General features: G+C 71.1%; 15 protein-coding genes. 13 read left to right on the forward strand and 2 right to left on the reverse strand.

Annotated features, from left to right (window positions below):
- The 6 genes from GXW79_RS00005 to dapA all read left to right on the forward strand — a co-directional run.
- A partial coding sequence (locus GXW79_RS00005) for an ankyrin repeat domain-containing protein (RefSeq protein WP_211872162.1) occupies positions 1-1,409 on the forward strand: 1,409 nt, incomplete at its 5' end.
- Between the two features lie 40 nt (positions 1,410-1,449).
- Positions 1,450-2,808: a 3-carboxy-cis,cis-muconate cycloisomerase gene (pcaB, locus tag GXW79_RS00010; RefSeq protein WP_211872163.1), complete on the forward strand. Its 1,359-nt coding sequence runs from the start codon at positions 1,450-1,452 to the stop codon at positions 2,806-2,808.
- A gap of 84 nt (positions 2,809-2,892) precedes the next feature.
- Positions 2,893-3,699, forward strand: coding sequence for a hypothetical protein (locus GXW79_RS00015; RefSeq protein WP_211872164.1), 807 nt, complete (start codon positions 2,893-2,895; stop codon positions 3,697-3,699).
- Between the two features lie 137 nt (positions 3,700-3,836).
- The gene (locus GXW79_RS00020; RefSeq protein ID WP_211872165.1) at positions 3,837-4,871 is read left to right on the forward strand and encodes an LLM class flavin-dependent oxidoreductase; all 1,035 of its coding nucleotides are present in this window, start codon (positions 3,837-3,839) and stop codon (positions 4,869-4,871) included.
- A gap of 91 nt (positions 4,872-4,962) precedes the next feature.
- Positions 4,963-5,442 (forward strand): hypothetical protein, encoded by a 480-nt coding sequence (locus GXW79_RS00025; protein WP_211872166.1) that lies wholly within the window; start codon positions 4,963-4,965, stop codon positions 5,440-5,442.
- Between the two features lie 26 nt (positions 5,443-5,468).
- On the forward strand, positions 5,469-6,422 hold the full coding sequence (gene dapA, locus GXW79_RS00030; protein ID WP_211872167.1) for a 4-hydroxy-tetrahydrodipicolinate synthase: 954 nt from the start codon (positions 5,469-5,471) through the stop codon (positions 6,420-6,422).
- 171 nt (positions 6,423-6,593) lie between these two features.
- Here the strand turns inward: dapA and GXW79_RS00035 are convergent, their stop codons facing one another.
- Entirely contained in the window at positions 6,594-8,216 is a 1,623-nt protein-coding gene (locus GXW79_RS00035; protein WP_211872168.1) for a long-chain-fatty-acid--CoA ligase, read from the reverse strand.
- A gap of 115 nt (positions 8,217-8,331) precedes the next feature.
- Between GXW79_RS00035 and GXW79_RS00040 the strand changes: the two genes are divergently transcribed.
- The 7 genes from GXW79_RS00040 (at position 8,332) to GXW79_RS00070 (ending at position 16,111) form a co-directional block, all read left to right on the forward strand.
- Positions 8,332-8,961 (forward strand): peroxiredoxin, encoded by a 630-nt coding sequence (locus GXW79_RS00040; protein WP_211872169.1) that lies wholly within the window; start codon positions 8,332-8,334, stop codon positions 8,959-8,961.
- Between the two features lie 44 nt (positions 8,962-9,005).
- On the forward strand, positions 9,006-9,422 hold the full coding sequence (locus GXW79_RS00045; protein ID WP_211872170.1) for a rhodanese-like domain-containing protein: 417 nt from the start codon (positions 9,006-9,008) through the stop codon (positions 9,420-9,422).
- Positions 9,423-9,577: 155 nt separating this feature from the next.
- Positions 9,578-11,512 carry a trigger factor gene (locus GXW79_RS00050; protein ID WP_211872171.1) on the forward strand — a complete coding sequence of 645 codons (1,935 nt, stop codon included), beginning with the start codon at positions 9,578-9,580 and terminating at the stop codon, positions 11,510-11,512.
- A gap of 64 nt (positions 11,513-11,576) precedes the next feature.
- Entirely contained in the window at positions 11,577-12,044 is a 468-nt protein-coding gene (locus GXW79_RS00055) for a DUF3237 domain-containing protein (protein ID WP_211872172.1), read from the forward strand.
- A 268-nt stretch (positions 12,045-12,312) separates the two neighbouring features.
- The gene (locus GXW79_RS00060) at positions 12,313-12,822 is read left to right on the forward strand and encodes a 2Fe-2S iron-sulfur cluster-binding protein (protein WP_246503584.1); all 510 of its coding nucleotides are present in this window, start codon (positions 12,313-12,315) and stop codon (positions 12,820-12,822) included.
- Complete coding sequence (locus GXW79_RS00065) at positions 12,819-13,805, forward strand: FAD binding domain-containing protein (protein WP_211872173.1); 987 nt, start codon at positions 12,819-12,821, stop codon at positions 13,803-13,805. Before GXW79_RS00060 ends, GXW79_RS00065 begins: the two co-directional genes overlap by 4 nt.
- Positions 13,802-16,111, forward strand: a complete 2,310-nt coding sequence (locus GXW79_RS00070; protein WP_211872174.1) for a xanthine dehydrogenase family protein molybdopterin-binding subunit — start codon at positions 13,802-13,804, stop codon at positions 16,109-16,111. Before GXW79_RS00065 ends, GXW79_RS00070 begins: the two co-directional genes overlap by 4 nt.
- A gap of 7 nt (positions 16,112-16,118) precedes the next feature.
- Here GXW79_RS00070 and GXW79_RS00075 read toward each other — a convergent pair whose 3' ends face one another.
- On the reverse strand, positions 16,119-17,726 hold the full coding sequence (locus GXW79_RS00075; protein ID WP_211872175.1) for a thiamine pyrophosphate-dependent enzyme: 1,608 nt from the start codon (positions 17,724-17,726) through the stop codon (positions 16,119-16,121).
- Positions 17,727-17,830: the final 104 nt, after the last annotated feature.

Below are 17,830 nucleotides of genomic sequence, written 5' to 3' on the forward strand. Positions count from 1 at the left end.
CGGCGGCCGCCGCGGAGGCCGCGCGCGACGCCGCCCTGCGGGTCTGGCGCAACCGCAACGCCCCCGACGTCCCGCGGGCCCGTGCGGCACTCGCTGCCTTCGGCGCCGCGCTCGACACCACGGATTGGTTCGCCCCGGGCGCGCCGCCTCCGGAGGTCGCGAATGACGCGGCGTTCTTCCTGCAGCAGACCGGCGGCTGCGGGGAGGCCGCCGAGGCAGTCCTGCTGCTCGACGTGGTGCTGCGGGCGGCGCCGTCGCGCGTGCCGGCGCGGCTCAACCGCGCCGACGCTCTGACCCGGCGCGCGGCCTGCGCGACGGACGGCGTGGCCCGGGCCGAGGCGGCGGAAGAGTATCGCCTGTACTGCACGGCGCAGGGGCCGGGCTCCGTCCCGCGCGCCATCGCCCGGCGCATCGCAACTGCACTGGAGGTGCCGCGTCTCAATGCCGCCGCCTGCCGGCCGCGTCTCGGTGCGCACCGCGCCGTCGTGGCGGGCGACGCGGCAGCGCTGGCTGGCCTTCTCGCGCAGGCGCCCGAGGATGCCATGGCGGCAGATGCCCGCGGCCAGTATCCGCTTGGCCACGCGGTTGCGCGGCGCGACGTGGTGGCGGCGCGGCTGCTGCTCGAGGCCGGGGCGGACCCTGATCGCGCCGGACAGTCCGCCTATGCCTATCCACCCCTGGTCAGCGCGGCGTGGAATGGCGATGTCGCGATGCTCGGCCTGCTGGTGGCGCACCGCGCCCGGGTCGATCCGGTCAATCCGCCCGTGCTCCCGCTGCTGGCCGCGGCGCAGGCGGCGCGCAGCCAGGACGCCGGCACCGTGCGTGCCATGCTGACGCTGCTGCTCGACGCCGGCGCGGCCGTGGACGCGACCAATGCCGAAGGTGCGACGGCCCTGATGGAAGCCGCGGGCGCGGCCGCCCCGCCCGAGCTCATCGCGCTTCTGGTCGGACGCGGCGCGGCGGTCAATCGCGTCAACCGCTACGGCCGGAACGCGGCATTCGCCGTCGCACCCTTCGTCCCGGCGGCGGATGCGACGATGGCGGCGCTGATCGCGGCGGGCGTCAATCTCGACCAGCAGGACCAGCGCGGGACGACGCCGCTGAACCAGCTTTTCGCCTGGAGCGGGCGCAGCGGCGCGGTGGTACGCCTGCTCGCCGCGCGCATGCTTGCCGCCGGCGCCGACCCTCGTCTGCCGGACATGGAGCGCCGCAGCGCGCTGTTCCGCGCCGCGACCTCGGGCGACGTGGCGCTGACCGAACTCATGCTGGCCGCACCCGCGCGCGGCCCCTACCCGGCATCCGACGATCCCGTGCCGCTGCTGCGCCGGCGCCTGGCCGACGCCACCCGGCAGGGCTGCCCGTGCGTGGCGGAATGGCGGGCTATCCTTGGGCTGCTCGGCGCGGAATGATGGCCGCCAAGCCGCAATCGCAGAAGAAGGCCACCCCGCCATGCCCGTGAACCCCGCCGACCAGACCGTGTTCGGCGCGCTGTATGGCACCGACGCGATGCGCGCCGTCTTCGCCGAAAGCGCGTATCTGCAGCGCATGCTCGACGTGGAGGCGGCCCTCGCCCGGGCCCAGGCAAAACTCCTCATCGTGCCCGCCGAGGCGGCGGCCGAGATCACCGCCGCCGCCGATGCGGCGCGCCTCGACCTGCCCGCACTCGCTGCGGCGACGCGCAACACTGGGTACCCGGTGGTGGGCCTGGTGCGCCAGCTCTCGGCACTCGCGGGTGCCGAGGCGGGGCGCTGGACACATTGGGGCGCGACCACGCAGGACATCATGGATTCCGCGACGGTCCTGCAGATGCGCGACGGGCTGGACCTGATCGAGGCGGACCTGCGCGCGCTGTGTGCGGCGCTCGCCGCGCGGGTCGCCGAGCATCGGGACACGGTGATGGCCGGGCGTACCCACCTGCAGCACGCGCTGCCGGTCACGCTGGGCTACAAATGCGCGGTGTGGCTTGCGCCGCTTCTTGCGATGCTGGAGCGGCTGGAGCAGCTGCGGCCGCGCGCGCTACGCCTGCAGTTTGGCGGCGCGGCCGGCACGCTGGCCTCGCTCGGCGATGACGGGCTCGCGGTCAGCGCGGCGTTGGCGGAGGAACTCGCCCTGCCCGAAGCGGACATTCCCTGGCACGTCGCGCGCGACGGTCTCGCCGAGGCGGTGTGCTGGCTCGGCCTCGTCGCCGGCGCGCTGTCCAAGCTCGCGACCGACGTGATCCTGCTCATGCAATCCGAAGTCGCCGAGCTGTCGGAACCCCATGTCGCCGGACGCGGCGGCTCCTCGACCATGCCGCAGAAGCGCAATCCCATCTCCTGCGAATACATCATCGCCCAGGCCCGCAGCGTGCACGCGCTGGTGCCGCAGATGCTGGCCGCGATGGCGCAGGACCAGGAGCGCGGCACCGGGCCGTGGCAGGCGGAATCCCTCGCCATCGGTCAGGCGTTTCTCCTCACCCACGGGGCCGTCGTGCAGGCGTGCACCATCGCCGAGGGCATGGTCGTCGACGCCGCGCGCATGCGCGCCAACATCGAGGCGACGGGCGGGCTGATCATGAGCGAGGCGGTGATGATGGGGCTGGCCCCCTCGCTCGGCCGGGGCGAGGCGCATCACGCGGTGAACCACGCCTGCGACGTCGCGCTCGCGACCGGCGTCTCGCTCGCCGAGGCGCTGAAGGCGGAACCCGCGCTCGCCGGGCAAATCGACGACGCGATGATCGCGCGGCTGACCGAGCCCTCGGGCTATCTCGGTGCGGCGGGGGCGTTCTGCGACCGGGTGCTGGCGCGGAGTGCCGCGCTGCTCGGCTGACGCGCGCGCGGATTCACCGGGCGTTTACCTGGCGCGGGCCATCATCGGCCATCGCGCCAGGACGGCGCGCAAGGATGTCCGGCATTGAAAACCAATCCGCGCAGCGTCGCATCCCCCGGGCCGGACACCGGCCGCTTCACCTTCGCGCGCCTCGCCGCCGCATTGCGCTGGCGACGCCCGCCGCCGCCGGCCTCGCCCACCGCGCCGGCGCCGCTCGCCGCGCCGGCGGAAAGCCTCGCGCTCATGTTGCGCGTGCTCGCCGAGGAGATGCTGCGCCTCAAGCACGAGGGCGCCGAGGTCAGCCGCAGCCTCGCCGAGGCGGCCGCCGCCGGCCGCCAGATGCATGACGCCGTGCGCGAGGCCAATGCGCGCCTGGCCGAAAGTGCGAGCCTCAACACCGCGACGGCCGAGGCGCTGTGCCTGCTGCCGGGCATTGTCAACCGCCAGGCGGACCGCATCGACAGCCTCTCCGACAAGGCCGAGGCGCTGCTGTCCCAGCCCGCCGCCGATGCCGGCCTGCAGGCCACCATCGCCCGGCTCGAAGCCGCGCGCCCCGACCCCGCCTTGGCCCAGGGCGTGATCGCGGCGACCGAGCGCCTGGAAGCCCTGATCGCTACGCTGGAACAGCGCGCGGATCCGAGCCTGCTCGATCAGGCCGCACAGCGGATCGACGCCGCATCGCAATCCCTCGAGGCGCTGCCGGCCGCGATGGAGGCGCGCCTGGACACGGCGGCGGCGGCCACGCTGGGCGAGGTGGAGGCCAAGATCGCCCGCGTGGTGGCCAAGCTCAGCCGCCTCGCCACGACCGCGCAGGGCGGCCTCGATGCCCGCCTCGGCACCGGCCCGGCCTGGCCGCCGGAGGCGGCCACACCGATCCGCCGCGTGTCATGAACCCGGCCGCGGGACGCGGCGATAAACAATTGCCGCGTCTCCTGACGCGACCGCCGGAGGCGGCCACACCGATCCGCCGCGTCTCCTGAACCCGCGCCAGCCTTGCCGGACGGGCAGGGCCGCGCCACCTTGCAGGCATGGCGCTCTCCCTCTCCATCCTCGACCAATCCACCATCGCCGCCGGGCGTGACGCCGGTGCCGCGGTCGCCGAAACCCTGGCCCTCGCGCGCAAGGCCGATGGCTGGGGCTATGCCCGCTATTGGCTCGCCGAGCACCACAATTCGCAGGCCCATGCCGGCAGCGCGCCGGAGATCCTGATCGCCGCCATCGCCGCGACTACCCGGCGCATCCGCGTGGGCTCGGCCGGGATCATGCTGCCGCACTACGCCTCGCTGAAGGTGGCCGAGCAGTTCCGCGCGCTCGAGGCCGTCGCGCCCGGCCGCATCGATCTCGGCGTCGGCCGCGCGCCCGGCTCGGATGGCCGCACCGCCATGGCGCTGAACCCGATGGCGATGCGCCAGGTGGAGGACCGCTTCCCCGCCCAGGTGTCCGAGCTGCTCGGCTGGACTGGAGAGGGGCTGCCGGTCACCCACCCGCACGCCGCCATCACCGCCCAGCCCGCGGTCAGCACCCGCCCGCAGCTCTGGATCCTGGGGTCGAGCGAATACGGCGCCCAGCTCGCGGCCTATTTCGGGCTGCCCTATTGCTTCGCGCATTTCATCACCGATGGCGGCGGCTGCGCCGAAGCGCTGGCATTGTACCACGCGCAGTTCCGCGCCGATGCCGGCAACCTCCCGGCCGCACATGCGGCGCTGGGCGTCTTCGCACTCGCCGCCGACACCGAGGCCGAGGCCGAACACCTGTTCGCCTCGCGCGCGCTGTCGCGGCTGCTGCGCGACCGCGGCCGCTTCGTTCCGCTCCCCTCCCCCGAGGAGGCGCTGGCCTACAACTACACGCCGGCCGATCGCTCCCGCATTGCGCAGTTCCGCGAGCAGGCCATCATCGGCACCCCCGCGCAGGTGCTGGGCAGGCTGGAGGCGCTGGCCGGTTCGGTCGGCGCGGCGGAGATCGCGATCCTTTCGCCCTGCCACGACCCCGTGGCGCGGGCGCGCAGCTACGAGCTGATCGCGCGCGAGGCCGGTCTCGCCCAGGCGCTGCCGATCGCCGCCTGAGGCGTCTTTACGCCACGCCTACATCGGCGGCGCACCGATCGCATCGCACGCTTATGGTCTTCCGCCGCATGGTGTCGGGCAGGAGGACTTCATGCCCGTCGCCGCTCTCGCCTCGCCCCGCCCATCCCACGCCAGGCGCTCCGCCGCCCACCCACCCCCTGCCGCCAGCCTGCTCGACGAGGCGGAAGCTGGCCCTGAGGATCGCGTCCTGATCGTCGGCGCGGCCAGCGTGGACCTGCTCTGCGACGCCATGCGGCATGGCTGCCGCGGCGCGATCGAGGCGGTGACGCCCTCGATGCACCCCGAACCCGCCGATGTCGTGGTCGCCCCGCGCGTCGCCACCGAAGCCGAGGCAGTCGCTGTGCTGACCTGCGCCAGCCGAGCGCTCGGCCAGCGGCCGCAGGGCGGACGCCTGGCGGTGCTGCTGCCCGGCGCACCGGCGCGCGGCATCGCCCGCGTCATCACCGCGCGGCTGCACGCGCTGGGCTTCACGCGCATCCGGCTGCGCGCCCTGGCCGAAGGCGGGCTCATGCTCGTCTGCCGCCGCGCGCCGACGCCCGCCGCGTCGTAGCCAGCCCCTTTTTCCAGGAGCTTACCGTGTCCCACGGAGCCATCGGATTCGCCGGCTCGATCCCGGCGCTCGTCACCCCGTTTCGCCGCGAGGATGGCGCGATCGATTCCATCGCACTCGCCGGCCTCGCGGCACGCGCCGTCGCGCGCGGATCGAGCGGTGTCGTCGTCTGCGGCAGCACCGGCGAAGGCCCGGCGTTGACCGCCGAGGAGCATGCGGGTGCCGTGCGCGTGGTCGCCCAGGCGGTGGGCGCGCGGGTGCCGGTGATCGCCGGCGTCGGTGCGCCCTGCACGGAGGCGGCTATCCAGCTCGCCCAGGCCGCCGAGCGTGCCGGCGCCGCCGCGCTGCTGTGCGGCGCGCCACCCTATGTGAAGCCGGGGCAGGAGGGTCTGTTCGCCCATGTCCGCGCCATCGCGACGGCGTCGGGGCTGCCGATCATGCTCTATGACGTGCCGTCCCGCGCCGGCGTCGCCTTCGCGGACGCGACCATCGCGCGGCTGCGGGAGGCGGGGCTGATCCATGCGCTGAAGGATGCCAGCGGCGATCTCTCCCGGGTGCCGCGCCTGCGGGCGCTGTGCGGGCGGGATTTTCCGCAGCTCTCGGGCGACGACGCGACGGCGCTCGCGCATCTCGCCATGGGTGGGGCCGGCTGCGTCTCGGTGAGCGCGAATGTCGCGCCCGCGCTCTGCGCCGCGCTGCAGCAGGCCTGGGTCGCGCGCGATATGGATCGCGCCGCGGAGATCCGCGACGGGCTCGCCCCGCTCGACGCGGTGCTGTTCGCCGAGACGAACCCCATTCCGGTGAAGGCGGCGCTCGGGCTACTGGGGCTTGCCGACGCCATGCCGCGCCTGCCGCTGCTTTTGGCCAGCCAGGCAACCCGGCAGCGGCTCTGCGCCGTTCTTGCCGAGGTCATGGCGCTGGAAGACGGGCGGGCGCGGGCGATCGAAGCGGGTGCACCGCAGGGCCGAGCGGCGGCGTGAATTCACTGGGCTTTTCCGCGCTCGTTGTTCTAGGATTGTTCCGTCCTGCGATATCCCGCGCGCGGTGTGCGCGGGACGGCGCCGAAAGTAAGGAATTCCCATTTGCGGGGCAAAAATCGTTCATTGCCCGATGCTTGCGGAAAACGCGACGGGTAAGGGCTCCTTACTTCCTTACCCGAGCTGGTGGTCCTTCACCATCTCGCGGATCTTCGTCTTGAGCAGCTTGCCCGTGGCCGTGTGCGGCAGGCTGTCCACCACCAGCACGTCGTCGGGCATCCACCACTTCGCGATCTTGTCGGAGAGGTAGGTCAGCACGCTCGCCTTGGTCGGGCTGGTGCCGGGCTTGGGCACCACCAGCAGCAGTGGCCGCTCATCCCATTTGGGATGCGCGACCGCGACAACGGCGGCCTCGGCCACGTCTGGATGCCCCACCGCGAAATTCTCGATGGCGATAGAGCTGATCCACTCGCCGCCGGACTTGATCACGTCCTTGGAGCGGTCGGTGATCTGCATGTACCCGTTCGCGTCGATCGTCGCGACGTCGCCGGTGTCGAAGAAACCCTCGGCGTCGAGGATGCCGGCGGGGTCCACCTTGTAGTAGGCCGCCGTGATCGCGGGGCCCTTCACCTTCAGCCGCCCAAACACCTCGCCATCCCAGGGCAGGGCCGTGCCGGCATCGTCGGTGATGGTGATCTCGACGCCGAAGGGCGGCGGTCCCTGCGTCGATTGCAGGTCGAGCAGCGGCTGGCCTTCGAGATGGGCGACCTCGGGCTTGGTGTAGCAGAGCGTGCCCACCGGCGAGCACTCGGTCATGCCCCAGGCGTGCAGCACGCGCACGCCGTATTCGCGCTGGTAGGCGTCGATCAGCGCCGGCGGGCAGGCCGAGCCGCCGATCGCAACCGTCTTCATCGTGGACAGGCGGTCGCCGCTCGCGCGCAGGTGCTGCAGCAGCATCATCCAGATGGTCGGCACCGCGGCGGAGAAGGTGACGCCCTCGCTCTCCAGCAACTCGTGCACCGAGGCACCGTCGAGCTTGGCACCAGGCAGCACCAGCTCGGCACCGGCCATCGGGGCCGCGAAGGGCAGGATCCAGCTGTTGGCGTGGAACATCGGCACCACCGGCATCACCACGTCCCGCGCGGTGAGCGCGAACATGTCGGCGGCGTTCATCGTCATCGCGTGCAGCACGTTGGAGCGGTGCGAATATAGGACCCCCTTGGGGTCGCCCGTGGTGCCGGAGGTGTAGCACAGCCCCGCGGCGGTGCGTTCGTCGAGGCTGTGCCAGGCGTAGTCGGCGTCGGCCTCGGCGAGCCAGGTCTCGTAGGCAACGGCGCCGCGCAGTGAGGTCTCGGGCATGTTCGCGGTGTCCGTCAGCACGACGAAGCGCTGGATGTGGGGCAGCTGCGGCGCGAGCTTCTCCAGCAGCGGGACGAAGGTGAGGTCGATCAGCGCGAGGCGGCTTTCGGCGTGGTTCAGGATCCAGGCGATCTGCTCGGGGAACAGCCGCGGATTGACCGTGTGGTAGATCGCGCCGATCCCGCTGATCGCGTACCAGGCCTCGACATGGCGCCAGGTGTTCCAGGCGAGTGTGGCGACGCGGTCGCCTTCGACGATGCCTTCCATGCCCAGGCGCTTGGCCAGCTGCAGGGCGCGGGTGCGCAGCGTCGCGTAGTCGGTGCGGTGGATGGGGCCCTCGACGGAGCGGCTGACGACGGCGCGGCGGGGATGCTGGATCGCCGCGTGGTCGATCACCCGATGGATCAGCAATGGCCAATCCTGCATCAATCCGAGCATGGCGTTCTCCCCCGGGCCAGTTTGCGGCCATTCTATTCCCAGTGCTTTACATACTGCCACAGACGCGCTCCGGATGCCGCCATCGGCGCCGATCGTGCGCCAAGAGGAGAGCATCATGAGCATTCAACTCGGCCAGGTCGCGCCGGATTTCGAAGCCGAAACCACCCAGGGCACCATCAAGTTCCATGAGTGGCTGGGCAGTTCCTGGGGCGTGCTGTTCAGCCACCCGAAGGACTTCACCCCGGTCTGCACGACCGAGCTGGGCGAGACCGCCCGCCTCAAGCCGGAATTCGACAAGCGCAACGTGAAGGTCATCGGCCTGTCGGTGGATCCGCTGACCAGCCACGGCCTGTGGGAAGCCGACATCGAGGAGACCCAGGGGACCGCGGTGAACTTCCCCATGATCGCCGACCCAGACCGCAAGGTGGCCGCGCTGTACGACATGGTGCACCCCGAGGCCGACCCCTCGATCACCGTGCGCACGGTGTTCGTGATCGATCCGAACAAGAAGATCCGCCTTTTCCTGGTCTATCCGCCGAGCACGGGGCGGAATTTCGACGAAATCATCCGGGTGATCGACAGCCTCCAGCTCACCGACCGGACCAAGGTGGCGACGCCGGTCAACTGGCGCCCGGGCGAGCGCGGCATCATCCCGCCCTCGATCACGGATGAGAAGGCGCGCGAATTGTTCCCCCAGGGGTGGGAAGCCAAGAAGCCCTATCTGCGCTATGTGGAGGTGAAGTAGCCGGGGCAGGCATCGCATCCGGCCGATGTTGTTGGAAGAGTCCCATGAGCACTGTGCCGGATGTGAGTGCGACCGAAGCCTGGGCGGCGCTGGCGAGCGATCCCGAAGCCGCCCTGGTCGATGTGCGCACCGACGCCGAATGGAACTTCGTCGGCCTGCCGGACCTCGCGCCGGCGGGCAAGGAGCCGGTGTTGATCCCCTGGCAGGTCTACCCCTCCATGCAGGTCAATGGCGCCTTCGCCGAGCACCTGCGCAAGGCGGGGCTGACGCCGTTGAAGAAGATCTATTTCCTGTGCCGCTCCGGCGCGCGCTCGCTCGCGGCGGGGCAGGCGGCGCAGGCGGCGGGGTTTCCGCACGCCTTCAACATCGCCGCCGGCTTTGAAGGGCCGGTCGATGCGGAGGGCCATCGCGGCACCGTCTCCGGCTGGAAGGCTGAGGGCCTGCCCTGGCGCCAGCGCTGAGGACGCGATGCGGCGCACCTTCACCCGCACCGCGTCGCCATATCTCGCCCCCGTCAGCGAGCCATTCGATTTGTTGTTTGAACCGCTCGGCGTGCCGCATGATGGGGGGGAATGGCTGATCCACCCTCACCTTCCGCCGACGACCTTGTACGGGCATGGCCGGCTGCGCCTGCTGCCGGGTGTGCCCAGGCATCGATGCGGCACCGCCGGCTGATGCCGCACATGCGACGCTGACGCCGGCCATGGAGATCGCCGAACTGCCGCGCGAGGGCCTGCTGCGTCGCTTCCGCGTCGTGCTGCCGCCCGGGCCCATCGGCACGGAGTGCGCCCGTCGCCTCGCCGAACTCGCCGCCGGTCTCGACCAGAACGGGGCGCTGCCCGAGGCACAGCGCAGCGCCATGCTGCGGCGTTCAGAGGCCGCCATTCACGCCGACATCCTCGGCCAGGCGATCGAGCGCGCGATAGCCAACATCCTGCGTGACTTCGGCATAAGGCCGGCGGCGCGCCCCTCCATCACCCTCGAACCGCGCGCGACCGATGGCGCCCATGTCGTCGCGATCAGCCTCGAGGCGCTACCGGAGGTGACGCCGCCTGAGCTCGGCACGATCACGCTCGATTGCGTGACGGCAGAGCCGGATGCCGCCGAGGTCGATGCCGCGCTGCAGGCCCTGCGACGACGGCACGGCGTCTGGCACGCGCTGAACGATGCCGGCGCGGCGCCGGGCGACGAGATCACCTGCGACATCAGCGCCTGGGTCGCGCCGAACCTCCTGCGCAACCCCGGCGCCCAGTGTGTCGACGAACATGGCCAGGCCTTGCCGCTGCATTGGGAGCTGCTGCCGCACGGCACGCTGGTGCCGCGTGTCGCCGGCAGCGGCATGACGGACGGGCATGGCTACCTGGACCTGCGCTACCAGGGGCGCGTGACGCCTGATACCCCTGCAGTGCTCGCCTTCGACGCCCGGAACGCGGTGCCGGCGGCGCCGGGCCAGTTGTTCACGCTCATGGCCGACATCCGCCTCGTCGCCGGCGTGCTGCCGCAGGACGTCGAGGTCACGCTGTCGCTCGACGAGTTTGCCGGCCCCGCGCCGCGCGCGCTCGGTGCCCATGCCGCGCGCGTCATGCCGGGCGATGGTGCGGACTCACCCGCCCTGGTCTCGCTGGCGGCGCAGGCCGGGGCGGATGCGGCGCTGTCCCATATCCGCGCTGCGCTTTATGTCGGCGGCACCGCGCATGACGCGGTCGACTTCACCCTCCGCGTGGCGTCGCCCTGCCTGCTCTCGCCGACCCTCCCGCCGGCCACGCCGCACCCGGCGCTGCGCGCCGAGCGCTTCGCCTGGCGCCTGGGCGAGGATGGCGCGCTGCCGGGCCTCGATCCGGAGTTGGCGGGGCTACGTCCGGGCGAGGTGCGGCGCGTGAGCCTCACCGCGCCGCTGCGCTCCGCCGCGCTGCCCGATGAGCTCGCCGGCCGCGAGCTGGTGGTGGAGGCCCGCGCCCATGCGCTGCGCCGCCTGGAATTGCCGCCGCTGGACGAGGAATTCGCGAAGCTCTGCGGCCAGACGGATCTCGCCGCGCTGCGCGTATCGCTGGCCGATGATCTCCGCCAGGAGTTCGCGGCCATGACGGTGCGGCTGCTGCGTCACGCGCTGCTCGCCCGCCTCGCCGATGCCGATGCGGCGCAGGGCCTGCCGCCCTCGCTGGTGGAGGCGGAATACCGGATGCTGGCGAAGACCGCGCCCCAAAGCGAGGGCGCCACGCTGCGCGCGCTGGCGGAGCGCCGGCTGCGGCTGCGGATGGTGTTGCGCAAGCTCGGCGAAGGCTTCGGCCTGAACATCGCCGCGCGCGACCTTGAGGCCGCGCTCACCCAGGAAGCCGCACGGTTTCCCGGGCAGGAGGCGGAGGCGCTGGCCTTCCTGCGCGGCAATGCCGCCGCGGCGCGGCGCGTGGCCGACCAGCTCTGGACGCGGCGCGTCATCGAGCACGCACTCACCCGCGTGCAGCTGCGCGAGCAGGTGGTGAGCGCGAGCGCGTTGCGCGACGCGGCGACGCGCGCGGCCGCCGGGCCCGGCCTCGACGATGCGCATGGCTGAGGACCGATCGCCGAACCCGAAGCTTGTCGTCTTTTTACCGAAACCATGGATGGGGGACCAAGTCATGACCGAGCGCCTGACGATCGAGACGGAGTTCCTGTTCCGCCTGACGCTGGAGGTCGCGGCGCCGGAGAACGTCGGCAGCGCGGCCGACCATGAGCTGCGCGTCATTGCGATCACCGGCGGCAACTTCGAAGGTCCGCAGCTGAATGGCACCGTGCTGCCGATCGGCGCCGACTGGCTGCGCGTGGAGCCGGACGGCACCGCGCGGATCGACGTGCGCATCACCTTGCGCGAGGCGAGTGGCGCCCTGATCCAGGTGAACTATGCGGGTATCCGCACCGGTCAGCGCGACGTTCTCGCGCGTCTCGCCGGCGGCGAGGCCGTGTCACCCGACGAATATTATTTCCGCGCGACCATGCGCTTCGAAACCGCGGCGCCGCAGCTGCTTTGGCTAAACCGAACACTCGCCATCGCCACGGGTCAGCGGCCACCAAGCGGTCCCTGCTACGATGTCTATGCGGTGAAATGACGACGGCGCGGTCGTGCCGCATCGGGCGCGCCGCTCCTTCGGCTCAGCAGGTCGGCACTGTGTTCTCGCGCCGCTGACGGAATGATGCGCGGTTGGCATAAAGCCATCGCGGATGTGTTCGCCGCGCTGCTTGTCCAGCGTGGACCAGATGCAACCCGCATTGCACGACCTCGTTAATTGCGGCGACCGGCTGCGCTCTGCTGCGATGCACATGGGCGGGCGACGGCGAGCGAAAGCACCACGCCAGCACCTCGGAGGGGATATCCTCATGCACTACATCATCAACGCACAACCGATGGATGTGATCGCCGATCCGCGCACGTCGCTGCTGGATATGCTGCGTGACAATCTCGGCCTGATGGGCACGAAGAAGGGATGCAACCAGGGCGCATGCGGCGCCTGCACGGTGCTCGTGGACGGCGAACGCATCAACGCCTGCCTCGCGCTCGCCGTGCAGTACGAGGGGCGAGAGATTACGACCGTCGAGGGATTGTCGGGTGGCAGTGACGCGCTCCATCCATTGCAGAGCGCCTTCATCGAGCATGATGGATTTCAATGCGGCTACTGCACGCCCGGCCAGCTCTGCTCGGCGATCGGCATGCTCGGCAAGATCGAGCGCGGCGTGCCCAGTGCCGTGACCGCGGACCTCTCCGCCGAGACCATGGCGCTCGACCACGACGAACTGCGCGAGCGGATGAGCGGCAATCTCTGTCGCTGCGGGGCCTATAACGGCATCGCCGAGGCGATCACCAAGGTGCACGCCAAGGTGCCGGCATGAACCCCTTCACCTATGAGCGCGCCGCGGACGGCGCAGCCGCGATCCGGCTCGTGAGCGACAATCGCCAGGCGAAGTATCTCGGCGGCGGCACCAACCTCGTGGACCTGATGCGCGAGCAGGTGGAGCGGCCCAAGCTTCTGGTGGACGTCACGGCGCTCTCGCGCGAAATCGAGGCGCGCGAGGATGGCAGCGTGCTGATCGGCGCCGGCGCGACGAACACCGCCGTTGCCGCCGACCGCACCGTGCGCGAGCGATTTCCCCTGCTGTCGCGCGCGATCCTCGCCGGCGCGAGTGGGCAGATCCGCAACATGGCGACGGTCGCGGGCAATATCCTGCAGCGCACACGCTGCACCTATTTCTATGACGAGGCCGCCCGCTGCAACAAGCGCGAGCCCGGTGCCGGGTGCGATGCGATCGACGGCGTCAACCGCATCCACGCCATCCTCGGCGCCTCGCCGAGCTGCGTCGCGACGCATCCTTCTGATATGTGCGTGGCACTCGCGGCGCTGGACGCTGTCGTGCATGTGCAAGGCCCGGGCGGCGATCGCACGGTGAAGCTCGTCGACCTGCATCGGCTGCCTGGCGGGCGGCCGGATATCGAGACGGTGCTCGACGCGCAGGACCTCATCACCGGCGTCGAATTGCCGGCGCTGGGCTTCGCTTGGCGAGCCACCTACCGGAAGGTGCGCGACCGCGCGAGCTATGCCTTCGCGCTTGTCTCCGTCGCCGCCATGGTCGACGTGCAGGGCGGCACCATCCGCGACGTGCGGCTCGCCCTCGGCGGCGTCGCGCACAAGCCTTGGCGCGCCTGGAAGGCCGAGGAGGCCCTGCGCGGCCGCCTCGCGACGCGCGAAAGCTTCGCCCAGGCCGCCGAGGCGGAACTCGCCGATGCGGCGGGGCTCCGCGACAACGCCTTCAAGATCGAACTGGCCAAACGCTGCATCGTCGCGACGCTCGGCGATCTGATCGGAGAAACCGCATGACGAGCATCCAGGACGCCGCGCAGAGCCTTCTGAAGACCGCGATCGGGCTGGTTCCCGCGCGCTGGCTGCCTGGCGGCTCGCCTGATCCGTTGATGCAGAAGCATGGGCTGATCGGCGCGCCGGTATCGCGGCTCGACGGCGCGCTGAAGGTGCGCGGCAAGGCCCGCTTCGCCGCCGAGGTGCCGATGCAGGGGCTGACCTACGCGGCCCTGTTGCACAGCACGGTCGCGCGCGGCCGCATCGTTGCACTCGACATCTCGGCGGCCGAGGCGGCGCCGGGCGTCGTCTTCGTGATGACCTACCGCAACGCGCCGCGCATGGCGTCGCCGGCGCTGATGAACACCAAGCCCAAGGCGGCTGGCACCTCCAACCTTCCGGTCATGCAGGACGCCGAAATCCACTGGAACGGCGAGCCTGTCGCCGTGCTCCTCGCCGACACGCAGGAGCAGGCCGACCACGCGGTGACCTTGATCCGCGTGACCTATGAGACGGCACCGGCGATCACCGATTTTGATGCCGCGAAGGGCAGCACCCGCGTGCCTGCCAACATCCTCGGCGAGCCGCCCTCGATCGAGCGGGGGAATGCCGAGGCCACGCTCGTGCAGGCCGCGTTCCAGGTGGACTGCACCTACGCCACGCCGGCGCACAACCACAACGCCATCGAGCTGCATGCCGCGACGCTCGCCTGGGAAGGCGACAAGCTGATCCTGCACGACGCCACGCAGATGGTGAACAACGTCGCGTGGACGCTCTCGCAGATATTCGGGATCAAGGAGGAGCAGGTCCATGTCCGCTCGCCCTATGTGGGCGGCGGCTTCGGCGGCAAGTCGTTGTGGAACCACCAGATCCTCGCCGCCGCCGCATCGCGCGTGAGCGGACGGCCGGTGCGCATCATGCTGCCGCGCGAGGGCGTGTTCCGGTCCGTCGGCGGCCGCACCATGACCGAGCAGCGCGTCGCCCTCGGCGCGCGTTCGGACGGCAAGCTCACCGCGCTCATCCACACCGGCACCGCGGCGATGACCCCGCACAATGAATGCCCCGAGCAGTTCAGCTTCCCCGCCCGCCACCTCTACGCGGCGGAGAACATCATGATCGCGCAGCGCGTCGCAGACATGAACATCGTGGCCAACACCTTCATGCGCGCGCCGGGTGAATCGATCGGCACCTTCGCGCTGGAATGCGCGATGGACGAGCTCGCCGAGGCGATGCAGATCGACCCGATCGAGCTGCGCCGCCGCAACGAGCCGGCCAAGGACCCGACCTCCGGCAACGAATTCTCCTCGCGCCACCTGACCGAGGCCTATGGCCGTGGCGCCGAGCAGTTCGGCTGGGAGAAGCGCAGCGCCACGCCAGGGGCGCGGCGAGACGGCGAGTGGCTCATCGGCATGGGCATGGCGACGGCGACCTATCCCTACTACCGCATGCCTGGCGGCGCGGCGCGCATCCGCCTCACCGCCGATGGGCGCGCGACCGTCTCGACGGCGGCGCATGAGATGGGCATGGGCACCGCGACGGTGCAGACGCAGCACATCGCGGAACGGCTGGGCCTCGCCATGGACCAGGTCGTGTTCGAGCATGGCGACACGGCGCTGCCGCCCGGCTCCATGGCGGGTGGTTCCTCGCAGACCGCATCGATCGCGGCAGCGATCATCGCCGCGCATGACGCGTTCAAGGCGGCGCTGCTGAAGCTCGTCGGCAATGATTCACCGCTCGCCGGCCTGAAACCGGATGCGGTGGAGGCGCGCGACGGCGGCCTGTGCAGCAGCGAGGAGCCGGACAAGCACGAGACCTACGTCTCCATCCTTCGGCGCGCGGGCCGTGAGGAATTGGTCGCCGAGGCCTCGGCACCGCCGCCGCTGGAGGCGCAAGAATTCTCCATGCACTCCTACGGCGCGCAATTCTGCGAGGTGCGCGTGAGCGAGATCACCGGCGAGGTGCGCGTCAGCCGCTTCCTCGGCTCCTTTGATTGCGGGCGCATCCTCAACGCGAAGACGGCGGCCAGCCAGTTCCGCGGTGGCATCATCATGGGCCTTGGCCTCGCGCTCATGGAGGAGACGCATCGCGACCCGCGCACGGGCCGGATCATGAATCCCTCGCTCGCCGAGTACCACGTGCCGGTGCACATGGACGTGCCCAAGATCGACGTGATCTGGACCGACATCCCCGATCCACACTCGCCGCTGGGCGCGCATGGCATCGGCGAGATTGGCATCACCGGCGTTGGCGCCGCGGTCGCGAATGCCGTCTACAACGCGACCGGAAAGCGCATCCGCAAGCTGCCGATCTCGCTCGACAAGCTGCTGTAGGCATGGGTTATCCGCGCAACGCCTTGATCTGCGCGGGATAGCCGGAGGGGTCGACGGTCACGTCGATCAGCGAGGGCCCGGGCAGCGCCAGCGCTTCGGCGAAGGCGGCCTCGAGTTCCGCTTCGCTCTCGGCGCGGAACCCGGCGACACCCAGGGCGCGCGCAGCCGCGGCGAAGTCGACCCGCGGCCAGTCCAGCGCGCCGTCCGGCAGGTAGCGCGTGCCTTTCTTGATGTCGATGAGGCTCAGGCATGCATCGTTGAACACGAGTACGACCACGCGCGCGCCGAGCGTGGCCGCCGTCGCCAACTCGCCGAGCTGCATGAGAAGGCCGCCATCGCCGATGCAGGCGATGGCGCCCCGCACGGGATCGTGCTGCGCCGCAGCGATGGCCGCTGGCAGCGCGAAGCCCATCGTCGCCAGACCGTTCGAGATGAGAAGATCGCCGGGACGTTCGGCCTCCCAGAAGGTGGTGACCGGGAACATGTGGGCGCCGGCATCGACCGCCACGCGCGGGTCGGCGCCGGCGCGTCGGCAGGCGGCCTGCGCGATCTCCACGACCGCCTGCGGCCCAAGGCCGCGCCCGCTGCCGGCATTGCCCAGGGCCTGGCGCCAGGCGGTCCGCAGCGGCACGATCTCGCCCTGGTTCCATGCGCTCGGCGCGGCATCCTCGGCGAGCGCGGCCAACATCGTGCCCAGGGCGCCGTAGCAGCCGACCTCCGTTGCGCGATAGGCGAGCGGTCGCGGCGCCGTTCCGCAATCCAGCACCGGCACCGACCATCGCCAGGGGCGGGGGATGAACTCCACCGGGTCGGCGCCGAGCAGCAGGATGAGGTCGGCCTCATCCAGGACGGGTCCTTCGGCCGCGCCGCCGGTGAACACGCCGGCGAAGTGGGTATCAGTGTCGGCGATCGCGCCCTTCGCCTTGTAGGTCACCAGTGCCGGGCAGCCGAGCGCCGCCACCAGCGCGCGCGCGCCCTCGGCCGCCGCAGGGTCCAGCATCTCCAGCCCGAGGATCGCGACGGGGCGCTTTGCCGACGCGAGCAGCGCCCGCGCGGCGGTGAGGTCCGGCGTAGGATTGGCGGGCTTGGGCGGCAGGGGCTCTGCGGTCGCCGGCCCACGTGCGGCCTCGGCGGATAATTCGATCAGCGCGGCGCCGCGCGGGGCGGTCATCACGGCGGCAAGGGCACCATCAACCGCGGCCCCGGCGCCCGACGCGCCGACGTCGAAGGCGACTTTGACCACCGGTGCCAGCATAGCCGCATGGTCGAAATACTGGTGCGTCGCGAACGCGCGTTCTGCCGGCGCGAATCCGTCCGCCACCAGCACCAGCGGCGAACGTTCCAGCGCGGCATTCGCCATCGCGTTGGCCATGTTGCCGACGCCAGGCCCCCGGGTGCAGAGCGCCACACCCGGCGCTCCGGACAGCTCCGCCGTCACCGACGCCATCACCCCGGCGGCGAATTCATGCCGCGCGAGCACGAAGCCGATGCCGACGCGCCGGGCCGCGGCGATGAGGTCGAGGCTGGAGCCACCCCCGGGCACGCCGAAGATGCGCTGCACCCCGGCCCGCGCGAATGCGGCCGCCAAGACATCCGCCGCCGTCATCGCTGTCATCCCCGCATTCTCCCTGCCCGACGAGACTACGCAGGCCCGCGGCGGCACAAAACCCCATCCGCCGCATGGCTGGGCAACGCGCTGCCGCAGGCTTGGGCAGACCA

Source organism: Plastoroseomonas arctica (assembly GCF_018128965.1).
GTDB classification, from domain to species: Bacteria; Pseudomonadota; Alphaproteobacteria; order Acetobacterales; family Acetobacteraceae; genus Plastoroseomonas; species Plastoroseomonas arctica.

Coding starts and splice junctions, on each gene's coding strand:
- GXW79_RS00050 (WP_211872171.1), top strand. CDS start 9,578: ATGGCCGGCTGCGCCTGCTGCCGGGTGTGCCCAGGCATCGATGCGGCA.
- GXW79_RS00035 (WP_211872168.1), bottom strand. CDS start 8,216: ATGCTCGGATTGATGCAGGATTGGCCATTGCTGATCCATCGGGTGATC.
- GXW79_RS00020 (WP_211872165.1), top strand. CDS start 3,837: ATGGCGCTCTCCCTCTCCATCCTCGACCAATCCACCATCGCCGCCGGG.
- GXW79_RS00075 (WP_211872175.1), bottom strand. CDS start 17,726: ATGACAGCGATGACGGCGGCGGATGTCTTGGCGGCCGCATTCGCGCGG.
- GXW79_RS00025 (WP_211872166.1), top strand. CDS start 4,963: ATGCCCGTCGCCGCTCTCGCCTCGCCCCGCCCATCCCACGCCAGGCGC.
- GXW79_RS00040 (WP_211872169.1), top strand. CDS start 8,332: ATGAGCATTCAACTCGGCCAGGTCGCGCCGGATTTCGAAGCCGAAACC.
- GXW79_RS00045 (WP_211872170.1), top strand. CDS start 9,006: ATGAGCACTGTGCCGGATGTGAGTGCGACCGAAGCCTGGGCGGCGCTG.
- GXW79_RS00065 (WP_211872173.1), top strand. CDS start 12,819: ATGAACCCCTTCACCTATGAGCGCGCCGCGGACGGCGCAGCCGCGATC.
- GXW79_RS00060 (WP_246503584.1), top strand. CDS start 12,313: ATGCACTACATCATCAACGCACAACCGATGGATGTGATCGCCGATCCG.
- pcaB (WP_211872163.1), top strand. CDS start 1,450: ATGCCCGTGAACCCCGCCGACCAGACCGTGTTCGGCGCGCTGTATGGC.
- GXW79_RS00055 (WP_211872172.1), top strand. CDS start 11,577: ATGACCGAGCGCCTGACGATCGAGACGGAGTTCCTGTTCCGCCTGACG.
- GXW79_RS00070 (WP_211872174.1), top strand. CDS start 13,802: ATGACGAGCATCCAGGACGCCGCGCAGAGCCTTCTGAAGACCGCGATC.